Here is a 13522-nt window from a genome sequence, read left to right as displayed (position 1 = left end):
ACAGGTGCGTGCCAAGCACAACACCTTACTTAGGGTGCGTGATCTTACGCTACCCCCCGCTTATACTTTTACGCGCTCAGACTTGGGGTCATAAAACGGCTTGGAAGACACCTCAGCCTTCACACGCGTTCCAGCAACATCAATCTCAAACATTGATCCTAAAACATCCGCAAGCTTTTCACCCTTGCATGGAATATACCCCATGCCCATCGCAGCCCCCTCCTGATGGCCATAAGCGCCAGAGGTCAGGTAGCTCACGATCTCTCCATCGCGCAGCACAGGTTCCGCGTGATACAAAAGTGGCTCAGGATCGCTCAGCTTGAACTGCAATAGACGCATATCAAGACCATTCTCTTGCTTGGCCAAAATCGCTTCACGGCCGATGTAGTTCGCTTTGTCCTTCTTCACAGCAAAGCCAAGACCAGCTTCCATCACATGATCTTCAGATGTGATATCATGCCCAAAATGGCGGAACCCCTTCTCGATGCGACAAGTGTCCATCATATGCATCCCACACAGGCGCATGCCCATTTCTAGACCCGGCTCCGCAAGCGTTTCAAACACATGACCCGCCATATCGGCAGAAACATAGATCTCCCAGCCCAGCTCACCCACATAAGTCACGCGGTGCGCGCGGGCGAGACCCATGCCAATCTCGATCTCTTGCGCAGTTCCAAAAGGATTGCTCGCATTGGTGAAATCATTCGGTGACACCGCTTCCAGTAATTCGCGTGAGCGTGGACCCATGATGGCCAAAACACCCTCGCCAGAGGTCACATCCGTGATCACCACCTCAAAGTCGCCTTGATTGCGACGCAGCCATGTTTCATCCGCAAGCCGTGTCGCCGCAGGCGTGACAACCAGATAAGACCGCTCCGTCAAGCGAGTGACAGTCACGTCTGCTTCAATTCCACCGCGCCTATTCAAAAACTGCGTGTAGACGATCTTGCCATTGGCCACGGAATAATCACCACCGCCGACGTAGTTCATGAAGGCTTCAGCATCACGTCCCTCGACGCGGATCTTACCAAAGGACGACATATCATACATGCCCACGCCTTGACGCACGGCCATATGTTCTTGACGCACGTTGTCGAAGAAATTCTGGCGTTGCCAGCTGTATTGATACTCTGGCTCCTGCGCCTCGCGCGCGAACCAGTTTGCGCGCTCCCACCCCGCCAGTTCACCCATGACAGCGCCACGCTCAATCAGGTGGTGATGAAAGGGCGTCCTGCGCACACCTCGCGCGGTTTTCTTTTGCAGATAGGGGAAGTGATCGGCGTAAAGCAGACCCAAAGTCTCTTTCGAACGCTCAAAGAGGTAAGCTTTGTTCCCTTGGAAAGGCTGCATACGGGAGATGTCCACATCGCCCAGATCAAATGGCTTATCGCCTTCATCCATCCATTGCGCCAAAGCAGAGCCAGCGCCGCCAGCAGATTGAATGCCGATAGAGTTAAAGCCACAGGCTACCCAGAAGTTATCTAATTCAGGTGCAAGCCCAAGATGATAGGCATCATCAGGCGTAAAGCTCTCAGGGCCGTTAAAGAACGTATGAATGCCCGCTTCTGCAAGCATTGGAAGGCGTTCGACAGCCGCCTCAAGTATCGGCTCGAAGTGGTCAAAGTCCTCTGGCAGTTGGTCGAACTCAAAGTCCTTGGGAATGTCCAAGGTCCATGGCTTAGAGACTGGCTCAAACGCGCCGAGCAGCATCTTGCCTGCGTCTTCCTTGTAGTAAGCGCATTCATCAGGAACCCGCAGCACAGGCATTTGCGTAAGGCCCGCAATCGCTTCGGTCACGATATAGAAGTGTTCACAAGAATGCAGCGGCACGTTCACTCCAGCCATGCGTCCAATGGAATGACCCCACATTCCACCACAGTTGACGACGTGCTCTGCTTCAATCGCACCGGTCTCGCCGTTCTTATCTTCCCAAGTGACACCCGTAACGCGACGCCCCTCTTTCTGGATGTTGGTGACGAGATACCCCTCTTTCACCAATGCCCCATTCTGACGCGCGCCTTTGGCCAAAGCATGCGCAATGTTGGCCGGATCGCCCTGCCCGTCGAGAGGTAAGTAAACGCCACCGTGGACACCATCAATGTTGAGATGCTCGTACTTTGCTTTCACTTCTTCGGGTGAAATCGGCCCAGCCTCGACCCCGAAAGAACGTGCCATCGCGGCTTGACGATTGATCTCTTCGAGACGTTCTTCAGTCAACGCAACGGTGATGGAACCACAGCGCTTAAAGCCCGTCTCAACACCCGTCTCCGCCGCTAAATTCCCATAAAGCTCCTGAGAATACTTCGCCAGCTTCGTCATATTCTTTGTCGCGCGCAGCTGCGCGATCAGGCCAGCCGCATGCCAGGTCGTGCCAGATGTGAGTTGTTTACGCTCCAAAAGAACGATGTCTTTCCAACCAAGCTTAGCGAGGTGATATGCAACAGAGCATCCAATCACGCCACCGCCAATAATGACGACGCGGGCTTTTTCAGGAAGAGACATGGGCGTGGGTTCCTTTAGATTATAGTGTGACCAGCCGCGCGCAGGCGTTTGGCGATTTCCGCAATATGGGCAGGGCTGACTTCACAGCATCCGCCAACGAGTGTGGCCCCTTGATCGACCCACGTCATGACGTGATCGGCGTAGCTTTCAGGGGTGAAATCATGGCGCAATGTGAGCGCATCAACTGTGGGGCGTTCTTCGAGAAAGCCATCGCTGATCTTAGTAAATCCGTTGGCGTATGCACCGTAGGGTAGACCCGTTTTAGCAAGTTCGGCCAACGCCGCAGGGATCACTTCGGGCGCAGAGCAATTGGCCAGAACCGCGACAACACCCAAGTCAGCCGCGATCTTTGCCGCCTCCGCAATAGGCTCACCAGAGCGCAGTTTGCTGCCGTCTTCATCACTGACAGAGAAGGCACAATATATCGGCAGTTCAGCCGCTCTTGCGCCCTCAATGATGCAGCGCGTGTGCTCAAGCGAGACAACAGTTTCGCAGATGACCAGATCGGTCTTGCCTTTGAATTTCTCCGCAACTTCGCGGTAAAGCGGAACTGCTATATCCGCGCTTGGATGAATGTCGGGACGATAGCTTGCGCCCAGAGGGCCAAGGCTACCCGCAAGACGGCCAGACCCATGCGCCGCAACAGCGTTTTGCGCTTCACTCAGGGCCATCGCGTGCAAAGTATCGAACTGGTCTTCAATTCCAACAGGCACAAGGCGGTCACGCTGGATCGCATAACTGTTCAAGGTCGCAACCGTCGCGCCAGCGCTCAGAAAATCTTGCGAGACTTCGGAGACCAAGCCGGGCTTGTCCATCATCACTTGCGTGGACCAAAGCGGTGTTGGTTTGTCGCCAGCACGGTGAATAAGTTCTTGGCCCATGCCACCATCGAGAAGTGTAATTTCGCTCATCAGATCGGTCCTGTCAGTAAGAAGAATGTCAGGGCCGCCGCATAACACCAGTCCACGATAACGCAAACACTAACGTACCAGCCAAAGAATGGCGTTCCATGGCCGCGATGTTTCAACAGGTCCCAAACGCCATGACCGAAGATGCCTGCGATGATGAGCCATGGAGTAGTTAACAAGCCTAGCAGACCGAGCAAGGCTAAGAAGATTAAGACGCGCAGCTCTAGTGAGAAGTGGCTCCCGCTACGCCAAGCGGCAGCGGGGTAGGTAAAGAGCATCGCGATCAGGAAGAAGGTCGCGATGCCCCAGATATAGGCGTGCGGCAGAGCGAAATGACTGATCACAATTCCGATGACATAAAGCGTCGACGCGGCCTTCAAAAAAAGGAGGGACCGCGACAACAGGCTGTCATGCCAGTCAATATCGTCTTCCGTGTGGGTCATGCACGCAGTCTTTCATTCGCAGGATCCCACATGGGCTGATCTTGCTGAACTGTCGCGCCGTATCGAGCGCCAAAGATCTCAACCTCAAGCTTCGTACTCGGCTCAAGAAGGTCCGCGCGCAGCATGCCAATCGCGATGCACTTGTTGGTGCGGTAGCCCATCGCAGACGACGTGACCTCGCCGACAACCTCATCGCCATTCCAAATCGTGGACATATACGGTGCATCGAAAATACAGTCGTCATCGATCGTCATCGTGACGAAACCCTTCTTGCGACCCGCTTGCTTTTCACTCAACAAGGCGGCCTTGCCTGGGAAGTCCTGCTCTTTGTTGAAGTTGATGAAGCGATCTAGTCCGCCCTCTAGCAGGGAGTAATCCGTGGACAAGTCCCCCTTCCAAGCACGGTAGCCTTTTTCGATCCGCAAAGAGTTGAGCGCATACATGCCAAAAGGCGATGCACCTGCGGCGGTGACGGCGTCATAGATTTCGCACGCGTCGCCCATGGCGCAATGCACTTCCCAGCCAAGCTCCCCCGCGAAGGAAACGCGCAGCAAGCTCACGTCTTTGCCTGCGACTTTCGCTTCTTGATAGGTCAGCCAGCCTTTGGAGAGGTCCGCGTCACTGATACCCGCGAGCACGTCGCGTGCTTTTGGACCTGTGACGAGCAAGCATTCATAGTCTGTCGTTTTGTCGATGATTTCGATGCCCTCAGGCGCGGTGCGACGCAAGAATTCAGCATCGTGCCATTGTGCGAGAGCAGCTGTAATCAACCATGTCTCATCTTCGCTACGCGGGATCACAGAGGTCTCTGTCACGATACGACCACGGCTGTCCGCGAAATAGGCCAAGCCAACGCGACCCACTTTTGGCAAACGCGAGGCGGTCAAGCTGTCGATATAGTCCTGCGCACCGGGGCCTTTCACGGAGAGGCGCGAAAAGCCGGTGATCGGCAGAACACCGCAGTTGTCGCGCACCGCTTCAACTTCTTCCTTGATGCGCGCTTCCCATGGGCCATTGCGCTCCCATGTTTGCGTGCTTTCCTCGGATGTGTCGTCGCCGTCTTTGGCAAACCAATTTGCGCGCTCCCAACCGTTGTAGCTGCCCATCTGACCACCACGCTCAAGCAAGCGCGAATGCAAAGGCGAATGCTTCTTGTCGCGACCCGCTGACCATTCGTGATGCGGGAAGTGCATCGCGTATTCATGACCGTAGGTCTCCAAAGCTTTCGCGAGGCAATGATCATGATCGGTGTAATCGGTGTAGCGACGTGGATCGACAGCCCACATGTCATCTTCGGTTTCACCGTGCATGATCCATTCCGAGAGCACCTTACCCGCGCCGCCGCCCTGAGCGATGCCGAAGGTAAAGGAATGACCTTCAAACGCGTTCGGGCAACCGGGCATTGGGCCAATCATCGGCAATCCATCGGGCGCATAAGGGATAGGTCCGTTGATGTTGCGCTCGATGCCGCCTTCACCCAACAACGGCACGCGCTCCATCGCATCGGTGATCTGGAATTCGATCCGCTCCAAATCGTCGGGATAAAGCTGGAACGAGAAATCCTCTGGCATCGGATCTTCTGGCGTGACCCAATGGGCCTTACAGTTACGCTCGTAAGGGCCGAGGTTCAGACCGTTCGTGTCCTGCCGCAGATAATAGCTGATATCCACATCGCGCAGCAGCGGTACTTTGTGACCTTTTTCCTTGGTCCAGGCTTCGAGCTCTGGCAATTGACCTGTCAGGAAATACTGGTGCGACATGACGACCATCGGAACCGTGCGACCCCCATGCGGCTTGAACATCTCACCCACGCGCTGCGCATAATACCCCGCGCAATTCACAATTTTTTCGCAGCTAATATCGCCTTTGTTAGTCTTTACAATCCACTCGTCACCATCGCGATCAATACCTGTAACAGGACAGAAACGCTCGATCCGACCACCCGCGTCGCGCGCACCTTTGGCCAAAGCTTGTGTCAATTGAGCCGGATCAATATCCCCATCAAGCGGATCCCAAAGACCGCCTGTTAGATCGTGAGTTTCCATGAAAGGATGCAGTTCCTGCATCTCTTTCGGGGTCATTATATCCATTTGCAGACCCTGATAACGGCCCATGCCTGCGACGCGCTCGAATTCCTGCATGCGCTCCTTGGAATGCGCCAAACGGATCGACCCTGTCACGTGGTAGTTCATCGGATAATCGACATCTTCGCCCAACGTGCGATACATCGCAGCGCCGTAGCGTTGCATGTTCATCACCGCCCAAGAGCCTGCGAAGTTCGGAACGTTCCCCGCGGCATGCCAAGTGGAACCAGCGGTCAATTCGTTCTTTTCGAGCAGCACGCAATCTTTCCAGCCTGCTTTAGCAAGGTGGTACAAAGTTGAAGTGCCGACGACGCCACCACCGATGATGACGACGCGGGCCGTTGTTGGAAAGTCAGCCATGGTTTCTCCCTAGGTTTTGTTCAGTTGCGCACCGCCAAGCAGCACACCGTAAATGATAAAACAGATCGCCATCACACGCCTAAACCAGACGTTGAAGACTGCACCCAATGCGGCGCGACCCAAGCCAGCGCCCAGCGCGGTGAATCCGCAATAACTCAGCGTTGTGAGGATCAAAGCAGTGGGAGCGATGACTATCATTTGCTCCCGAATCGGAACGTTGGGTTGCACGAATTGCGAGAATGCCGCGAGATAACCCGCCACGCTTTTCGGGTTGATCACAGCAATTGCTAAAGCGCGCCCATAGATACTGCCAGTGCTCGGCGGCAATTTTGGAGCCGGTTTTCTCGCGCCCATCCAACCTTTGATCCCAAGCCAGATCAGCCATGCGGCACCAATATACTTCGCAATCAGAAAACCAGTTTCAGAAGCGGCGATAAGTGCTGTGACGCCAAGCGCGGACAGCACCAAGAAAAGGCTCGCTTGTGTCAGGATCGCCGCCACACCCCAAAGGCTGCGCGCAAAGCCAAGTTGCATGCCGTTCGCGATGCAATTGACCGCGTTTGGGCCGGGTGTCGTGACAAACACCGCCCAAAAGATTGCGAAAATACTCCATGCCTCGAAGCTCATATGCCCGCGCCCTAATACACTGGCGGCGCGATCACCCAGATCGCTACAGCAGGTTTTTCGTAAGGGTTAGACCACTGATAAGAAACACCTTTGATCCGGAAACTATCCCCTGCTTTGACGGTAAATGCTTGGCCATCAATGACAAGATCAAGCGTGCCAGAGACCAAATATCCAACTTCCTGCGTCGGCCGCGTCACCGCGTCTTCCATCAAAGCGCCGGGATCGAATGTGGAATGCACCATCTCGAATTCATCCGTGAGATCAGGCGAAAGGAGTTCTTCGACCAAGCCCTGCTCTTTTGATCCAATGGGTCGACGCGCATGAGCACGCACGATCACACCTGCTTCTTGAGCAGGTGTTTGCGCCTGACCAAAGAGGATCGAGACGGGCACATCCAAGATCTTTGCAATCTGTTTCAGATCTAAGACAGAAGGTTCAGAGAGATCGCGCTCAACCTGAGAAATCCAACCGACCGAGCGATCCAACGCGTCCGCCAAATCACTCAACGTCAAGCCGCGAGATTTGCGAAGCGCACGCAAATCAGCCCCAAGGCTCTTGGTCTTTGTGACGTCAGATTGAATCATCTAGGGTGCGGCTTTCGTGAAATTACTCAGTCAAATTTCACAAAGCCCGAAGTTGCGTGAAAAATCAAAGGATTTTTTCATAACCTAAACATTTGTATATTTGTCAGGCGACATCTGTGAACACGGTATTAAGAAGCTCCGTCAAATTATCCGCATCAGTTTGATCAAATGCAGCGGGTTGATCGCTGTCGATATCCAGCACACCCAACAATCGACCTGCCCCGTTCACGACCGGAATAACCAATTCAGAGCGAGTAGAACTGGCACATGCGATATGACCCTCAAAAGTCTCTACATCCTTGATAAGTTGCGTTTCTTGCGTGCGTGCCGCAGCCCCGCAAACACCGCGATCAAATGGGATTACCAAACACCCATGCCCACCTTGATAGGGTCCGATCTTCAATAGTTCCGGCGCGGTGACACGGTAAAACCCGGTCCAATCAAACCGATCATCGCTGTGATGCACCTCGCAAGCAAAGGTGGCCATCAAGGCAATTTCGTCGGTCTCGCCCTGCGTCAAAGACAACATTATCGCGGAGAGATCTTTATAATTTACACGCTTCATCATGCTTATCGAATCGTAACCAATTGCTCCTAAGTGTGTCTTCAGTATTTCCAGAACAGGCAAGATGCACATGAATATTACAAGTGAAACAAGTGGTGATCTTCAAATCTTAAAAGTGGAAGAAACACGTATCGATGCGGTCGCGGCTATTCAGTTCAAAGATACCTTTCGCAACTGACAGCTGATCAAGACAACGCCGTTGTGCTGGATCTATCTAATGTCGAGTTTATTGATTCCAGTGGACTTGGCGCAATCGTTGCGGCGATGAAACTGCTGGGTAGAGATCGCCCACTGCATCTTGCTGGGCTAACACCCATTGTGGCGAAAGTCTTTGCGCTTACGCGGATGGAGCGGGTGTTTAATATCTTTAAATCACCGCTCGATGCATTGAAAATGAATGAGGCAAAAAGTGCCTGACGGCTCTTTCATAGAACCCATGACCATTCAGTCCAAAACATCTTCACCACCTGACGTACACCTCGTCTTCACAGCGCGTGAAATCGCTGTGCGGCGGGCTTTGCAATTGACCTGTCAGGCGTTGAAAGCACTTGGGACCGAAGCTTCCGCGCTTAGAATTGTCGAAATCGTTTTAGCAGAGGTCACGAATAACATTGTCGAACACGCCTACTCTGCACAGTCCTCTGGCACGATAACACTAAGCTGCATCAAGCGAACAACAAACATTCGCTTCGAAGTCATTGATCAAAGAAATATGTTGCCGGGTGGCGAGATTCCATCAAAACAGTAACATGATCTCACAATCGACCTGGATAGCTTGCCTGAGGGCGGCTTCGGTTGGGGATTGATTCGCGATATGACTATGAATCTAGCGTACCGCCGCCGTGAGGGCCGAAACATTCTAAGATTTTCGATTCCTTTGACAGAATTGTAGGCACCCTGGTCAATATTTGCAGGCGACACACGAAGGTATCCAGCGAAGTATCGGTCTTGGCGCCATGAGGACATTCCAATCACATCGAAGTTGCTAAAAATCCTTGCGGGCGGCGTGCTCTAATGAAAAATAGGTGCCGCATCCTAAAAATCCCCATTCTGAGCCAAAAACTGTCTCTTTAAACCGCCACCACTGGTCTTGTAGCTGCATATAGCTTCATTCCAGCGTCGTGTGTTAATTGCCCCCACCCAGTACGCGACGCTGGGAACCTCCCCAACGCTCTTCGATTATTGGCAAGCTTCGCAAGCCGAACTAAGGTTTCTCTGACACCTTAAGAAAGAAGAAAATATGCGCGATTTCCATTTTCCAGGACGTTCCGAAGTATTTGCAAGCAATGGGATGTGCGCAACGTCGCATCCGCTTGGGGCAAATGTCGCGATCGATATTCTCAAGCGAGGTGGTACAGCAATGGACGCAGCAATTGCTGGCGCGCTGGTCTTGGGAATTTGCGAACCCCAAATGACGGGGATTGGAGGCGATCTATTCGCACTCGTCTCTCCAGCCGGATCCGACAGAGTCCACGCCTACAATGGCTCAGGTCGTGCACCTGCTGCTGCAAATGCAGCGAACTTGCGCGAAAAGGGCCATGCAACGGTTCACCTACAAAGCCCCGATGCAGTCACCGTTCCCACAGCGATGCACGCCTTCGCGGCGATGAACGAAAAATGGGGCAAACTTGGATTTGACACGGTTTTAGAACCTACAATTCACTACGCTCAGACAGGTGTTCCTGTAGCACCGCGTGTTGCGTTCGACTGGTTTGATGCCTCCAAAATACTGCAAGGCGCTGGCAAGAAACACTATTTGATCAATGGTCAGATCCCCAAAGCGGGCGACATGTTCTACGCCCCCGGTCAAGCAGAGGTCCTGAAGCGCATTGCAAAATATGGGGTCAAAGCCTTCTATGAAGGCGAAATAGCCGATGATATGTTAACCGCGCTCCAATCACTCGGGGGCGTACATACCGCCGAAGATTTCGCGAATGTCACCTCAGAAGAGACCGCGCCAATCAACGGAGACTACAAAGGCACAGAGCTGTTTGAGCACCCACCGAATGGCCAAGGCGCAACCGCTATCTTGATGCTGAACATCCTCAAGCATTTCGACATTGCAGCGATGGACCCCTTCGGATCAGAGCGCGCGCATATCGAAGCGGAAGCGGCCAAGCTGGCCTATGATGCGCGTAATCGTTTTCTCGCTGATCCAGATCACACCGAGAAGCTTGATCATATGTTGGCGCCAAACATTGCAGAAAAACTTGCAGGGTTGATCGATCCAAAACGCGCTATGGCTGCACCCAAAAAGGTAAGCGAAGCCGTTCACAAAGACACGATTTACATCACCGTTGTTGATCGTGACGGCATGTCTGTGTCGTTGATATATTCGATTTTTCATGGATTTGGATCTGGCATCGCCTCTGAAAAATTCGGCATTTTGCTACAAAATCGCGGCGCTGGTTTCACGCTTGAGGCTGGCCATCCCAATGAACTTGGCGGTGGAAAACGCCCGATGCACACTATTATCCCTGGAATGCTCGCTGAAAATGGCGCAGTTAATATGCCGTTCGGCGTGATGGGCGGTGCGTATCAACCCAATGGACACGCGCGTTTTCTATCAAACTTAAAGGACTTTGGCATGGATGCCCAAAGCGCCATTGATACCCCACGGGCCTTTGCCGATGCCGGCATTCTCAAGATCGAGAAAGGTTACAGCGACCAAGTGCGCGCTGAATTAGCAGACCTCGGACACAAGATTGAAGAGCCAAATGGGCCAATTGGCGGAGCACAGTCCATCAAAATCAATGAAAATGGCGTGCTCGTTGGCGCATCTGATCCACGCAAAGATGGATGTGCTTTGGGCTACTAGTTTAGCTGGAAATGCAAAGGATAGGTCCCATCCTCGATGGGGCCAAACAGGTCCTCGATATCAGGATGATCCACAGGTTCGCCTGAATAATCCGCGATTAAATTCTGCTCTGACACATAGGCCACGTAGTAGCTTTGATCGTTTTCCGCGAGCAGGTGATAATACGGTTGTTCGCGCTTGGGACGGCTATCCTCGGGAATCGCGTCATACCATTCTTCGGTATTGCTGAACGTCGGATCGACATCAAAAACCACACCTCGGAAGGGATGTTTTTTGTGTCGAACTATCTGCCCGAGGTGATATTTTGAATGCGATACGATCATTGCATTGCAGCTCCTACATTTGGTTAGTACCCAATTCAAGTGCGTCTTGTCCAATTTTTGGGTCTAAATTCAGGGAAACAGTTTGTGATCATCTTTGTGACAGTGCTGGAAATCGTTGCGCCCGTGTTTCTACTAGCGTTGATCGGGTTCAGCTGGGTCAAACTTGGATTTGAGTACCGCGTTGAATTTGTTACGCGTCTTGCCATGACCCTTGCAGTGCCTTGTTTGATCTTCACCGCACTAATGAAGACCGAGATTGATCCAAGTGCATTAACCACGCTTTTGTTGGCCAGCATCTTGGCGCATAGCGCGATTGTGGCAATCGGTGCGCTCGGGTTTTGGGCGCTGAACATGCGACAACAAACCTATCTTGCACCTTTCACGTTCGGCAATACTGGTAACCTTGGCCTGCCGCTTGCGTTGTTTGCGTTCGGGGCCGAAGGGCTAAGCTATGCGATGGTTATTTTTGCCGTATCCGCAATCCTCTCCTTCACATTTGGTATCTGGATTGTCTCAGGCGGCAGCAGTTTGATGAGAGCGCTAAAAGAGCCGATGGTTAGCGCGACCTTACTTGGTACTTTGTTTCTCTGGCAAGGTTGGCGCACGCCTGATTTCTTAACCAACACACTTGAATTAGTTGGGCAAATGGCGATTCCGATGATGCTCATCACCCTTGGCGTGGCGGTCGCGCGGCTGAAACCCGGACGCATCGGACAAGCCTTCATCCTCACCTTCGTAAAATACGGCGTCTGCGCAGGCGTGGCTTTGGCAATCGGCACAGCGCTTGGTCTTAGCGACATCCCACTCGCAGTTCTTGTGCTGCAAACAGCTACCCCCGTTGCGGTCACCGCGTACTTGCTAGCCCAAAAATATGGCGGCGATGCCGATGCAATTGCAGGTTTAGTCGTCGTTTCGACGCTCATGTCCGTTGCTGCAATACCGCTGTTGCTCGCTTTTCTGCTGTAGTCGGCTCGCCTCAAGCGAAAATCATTTTGCAACGCGGAAATTTGCGCTAAAATGCGAAAAATATAATTTAAAGCGAGAGGCATATGAGCAGAATCTTTCGCGCCCTGGTAATTTCAGCCCTGGTCGCATCTTGCGGCGGAGGCGGCAATAAGTCGTCTGCGCCACGAAATCTTGATAACGCCTGCAGCATTGCGCAGCAACGTCCTAAATACATGAAAGCCTTCCGCAAAACTGAGCAGAAATGGGGCGTGCCTGTGCATGTTCAGATGGCTGCGATGTATCAAGAAAGCAAATTTAAGGGCGATGCCCGAACACCTTTGAAATACACGCTTGGCGTTATTCCGATGGGGCGGCAAAGCTCTGCTTATGGGTATGCTCAAGCGCTTGATGCTACATGGAAAGAGTATCAGGTCGATCAAGGCCGCCGCTCTGCCAAACGTGATCGGATCGCGGATGCGTCGGACTTTATGGGTTGGTACATGAACCGCTCAAAGCAGCGAAATGGTATTTCTCTGAACGATGCGCGCAATCAGTACTTGGCCTATCACGAGGGTCACACAGGCTATAAGCGCGGATCATTCTACGGCAAATCGTGGTTAATGCGCATTGCGGGTCAGATTGACGAGCGGTCTTACAAGTATCGAAATCAGCTACAAGGGTGCCGCGGTTAGCGGTCAGTCCCTTGGGGGAGCGCGAATTCAGGATTAAACAATGTGTTGTTCATCCGCGCTTTCTTATCCAGCACGCCCAAAATCACGGTCGTGCGGCTGCCAGCATCATCATTGATGACCCATTGGCGCAGCTCGATCGGGTTTGAGGTAAACACGAGTTCGATATTTCCGTACTCAGGATGCTCTGGGTCTTGCGCTTTCACGGTCGTAGATTTGTCATCCGCCGTGTGACCAACAACCATCTTCGCACGTGACAGGTTCACGTTCTTTGCGAGAATGATCGACAAAGGCGTGCGCGCCAGCGGGTAGCTTTTAGGCGGCTCATTCGTCTTTGGATCATGAATAATCACCGTGCCACCACTGGCCAGAACCAGCGCTTTCTCCGGTGGGTTATACTCAAACCGAATACGACCCGGACGTTTGATAAAGATAGTCCCAGTCGAAATCGTGCCATCGTCATTCACTTGCGTGAAAGCTCCCTTGGCTGTGCTGAGTTGCTTCAGATAACGCGAAAGTGCATTCAGCGATATCTTCTCTGCCGCAACAGGCAGTGCAGTTGCGAGTAAAATCGCGGCGGCGGGGAAGGCTGTCCAAATTTTCATGAGTATCACTTAACCATTCTTAGCAAAGGGTACACCCCACGTGACCCTCACAAAGGTGAGAGCAGCGAA

13 protein-coding genes and 1 pseudogene are annotated in these 13522 nt (G+C 52.8%); 5 read left to right on the top strand and 9 right to left on the bottom strand.

The window, feature by feature from the left end; genetic code table 11:
• Window positions 1-60: 60 nt before the first annotated feature.
• The 7 genes from QZ280_RS01040 to QZ280_RS01010 form a co-directional block, all read right to left on the bottom strand.
• Window positions 61-2502: an FAD-dependent oxidoreductase gene (locus QZ280_RS01040; RefSeq protein ID WP_293440281.1), complete on the bottom strand. Its 2442-nt coding sequence runs from the start codon at window positions 2500-2502 to the stop codon at window positions 61-63.
• A gap of 14 nt (window positions 2503-2516) precedes the next feature.
• The gene (locus tag QZ280_RS01035) at window positions 2517-3413 is read right to left on the bottom strand and encodes a homocysteine S-methyltransferase family protein (RefSeq protein WP_293440279.1); all 897 of its coding nucleotides are present in this window, start codon (window positions 3411-3413) and stop codon (window positions 2517-2519) included.
• The gene (locus QZ280_RS01030; protein ID WP_293440278.1) at window positions 3413-3853 is read right to left on the bottom strand and encodes a hypothetical protein; all 441 of its coding nucleotides are present in this window, start codon (window positions 3851-3853) and stop codon (window positions 3413-3415) included. Before QZ280_RS01030 ends, QZ280_RS01035 begins: the two co-directional genes overlap by 1 nt.
• Window positions 3850-6297: an FAD-dependent oxidoreductase gene (locus tag QZ280_RS01025; protein WP_293440277.1), complete on the bottom strand. Its 2448-nt coding sequence runs from the start codon at window positions 6295-6297 to the stop codon at window positions 3850-3852. The genes QZ280_RS01030 and QZ280_RS01025 overlap by 4 nt, the downstream gene beginning before the upstream one ends.
• Window positions 6298-6306: 9 nt before the next feature.
• Window positions 6307-6924, bottom strand: coding sequence for a LysE family translocator (locus QZ280_RS01020; RefSeq protein WP_293440276.1), 618 nt, complete (start codon window positions 6922-6924; stop codon window positions 6307-6309).
• A gap of 11 nt (window positions 6925-6935) precedes the next feature.
• The gene (locus QZ280_RS01015) at window positions 6936-7508 is read right to left on the bottom strand and encodes a cupin domain-containing protein (RefSeq protein WP_293440274.1); all 573 of its coding nucleotides are present in this window, start codon (window positions 7506-7508) and stop codon (window positions 6936-6938) included.
• Window positions 7509-7611: 103 nt separating this feature from the next.
• Window positions 7612-8073, bottom strand: coding sequence for a GAF domain-containing protein (locus QZ280_RS01010; RefSeq protein WP_293440410.1), 462 nt, complete (start codon window positions 8071-8073; stop codon window positions 7612-7614).
• Between the two features lie 70 nt (window positions 8074-8143).
• Between QZ280_RS01010 and QZ280_RS01005 the strand changes: the two are divergent.
• The 3 genes and pseudogenes from QZ280_RS01005 to QZ280_RS00995 all read left to right on the top strand — a co-directional run bounded on the left by QZ280_RS01005 (window position 8144) and on the right by QZ280_RS00995 (window position 10891).
• Window positions 8144-8490, top strand: a pseudogene (locus tag QZ280_RS01005) (STAS domain-containing protein).
• Entirely contained in the window at window positions 8483-8821 is a 339-nt protein-coding gene (locus tag QZ280_RS01000; protein ID WP_293440273.1) for an ATP-binding protein, read from the top strand. The pseudogene QZ280_RS01005 and the gene QZ280_RS01000 overlap by 8 nt, the downstream one beginning before the upstream one ends.
• Window positions 8822-9313: 492 nt before the next feature.
• Window positions 9314-10891, top strand: coding sequence for a gamma-glutamyltransferase family protein (locus QZ280_RS00995; protein WP_293440271.1), 1578 nt, complete (start codon window positions 9314-9316; stop codon window positions 10889-10891).
• Here the strand turns inward: QZ280_RS00995 and hspQ are convergent.
• A complete protein-coding gene (hspQ, locus tag QZ280_RS00990) occupies window positions 10888-11214 on the bottom strand; it encodes a heat shock protein HspQ (protein ID WP_293440269.1) in 327 nt (108 codons plus the stop codon). The genes QZ280_RS00995 and hspQ overlap by 4 nt on opposite strands.
• Before the next feature lie 84 nt (window positions 11215-11298).
• Between hspQ and QZ280_RS00985 the strand changes: the two genes are divergently transcribed.
• Both QZ280_RS00985 and QZ280_RS00980 read left to right on the top strand, forming a co-directional pair.
• Window positions 11299-12180: an AEC family transporter gene (locus QZ280_RS00985; RefSeq protein ID WP_293440267.1), complete on the top strand. Its 882-nt coding sequence runs from the start codon at window positions 11299-11301 to the stop codon at window positions 12178-12180.
• Window positions 12181-12263: 83 nt separating this feature from the next.
• Window positions 12264-12851 carry a lytic transglycosylase gene (locus QZ280_RS00980; RefSeq protein ID WP_293440265.1) on the top strand — a complete coding sequence of 196 codons (588 nt, stop codon included), beginning with the start codon at window positions 12264-12266 and terminating at the stop codon, window positions 12849-12851.
• Here the strand turns inward: QZ280_RS00980 and QZ280_RS00975 are convergent.
• The gene (locus tag QZ280_RS00975; protein WP_293440263.1) at window positions 12848-13453 is read right to left on the bottom strand and encodes an outer membrane lipoprotein carrier protein LolA; all 606 of its coding nucleotides are present in this window, start codon (window positions 13451-13453) and stop codon (window positions 12848-12850) included. The genes QZ280_RS00980 and QZ280_RS00975 overlap by 4 nt on opposite strands.
• Window positions 13454-13522 lie beyond the last annotated feature (69 nt).

The sequence above is a fragment of the Planktotalea sp. genome (genome assembly GCF_018607995.1).
In the GTDB taxonomy this organism is placed as follows: domain Bacteria; phylum Pseudomonadota; class Alphaproteobacteria; order Rhodobacterales; family Rhodobacteraceae; genus Planktotalea.
The sequence above is the reverse complement of the archived record's forward strand: the minus strand, read 5'-3'. Positions and strand labels throughout refer to the sequence as shown.

Excerpts from the sequence above, each read along its gene's own strand:
- QZ280_RS01040 (WP_293440281.1), bottom strand. The coding sequence starts at position 2,502 with ATGTCTCTTCCTGAAAAAGCCCGCGTCGTCATTATTGGCGGTGGCGTG.
- QZ280_RS01010 (WP_293440410.1), bottom strand. The coding sequence starts at position 8,073 with ATGAAGCGTGTAAATTATAAAGATCTCTCCGCGATAATGTTGTCTTTG.
- QZ280_RS01035 (WP_293440279.1), bottom strand. The coding sequence starts at position 3,413 with ATGAGCGAAATTACACTTCTCGATGGTGGCATGGGCCAAGAACTTATT.
- QZ280_RS00975 (WP_293440263.1), bottom strand. The coding sequence starts at position 13,453 with ATGAAAATTTGGACAGCCTTCCCCGCCGCCGCGATTTTACTCGCAACT.
- hspQ (WP_293440269.1), bottom strand. The coding sequence starts at position 11,214 with ATGATCGTATCGCATTCAAAATATCACCTCGGGCAGATAGTTCGACAC.
- QZ280_RS01025 (WP_293440277.1), bottom strand. The coding sequence starts at position 6,297 with ATGGCTGACTTTCCAACAACGGCCCGCGTCGTCATCATCGGTGGTGGC.
- QZ280_RS01020 (WP_293440276.1), bottom strand. The coding sequence starts at position 6,924 with ATGAGCTTCGAGGCATGGAGTATTTTCGCAATCTTTTGGGCGGTGTTT.
- QZ280_RS01015 (WP_293440274.1), bottom strand. The coding sequence starts at position 7,508 with ATGATTCAATCTGACGTCACAAAGACCAAGAGCCTTGGGGCTGATTTG.
- QZ280_RS00980 (WP_293440265.1), top strand. The coding sequence starts at position 12,264 with ATGAGCAGAATCTTTCGCGCCCTGGTAATTTCAGCCCTGGTCGCATCT.
- QZ280_RS01030 (WP_293440278.1), bottom strand. The coding sequence starts at position 3,853 with ATGACCCACACGGAAGACGATATTGACTGGCATGACAGCCTGTTGTCG.
- QZ280_RS00995 (WP_293440271.1), top strand. The coding sequence starts at position 9,314 with ATGCGCGATTTCCATTTTCCAGGACGTTCCGAAGTATTTGCAAGCAAT.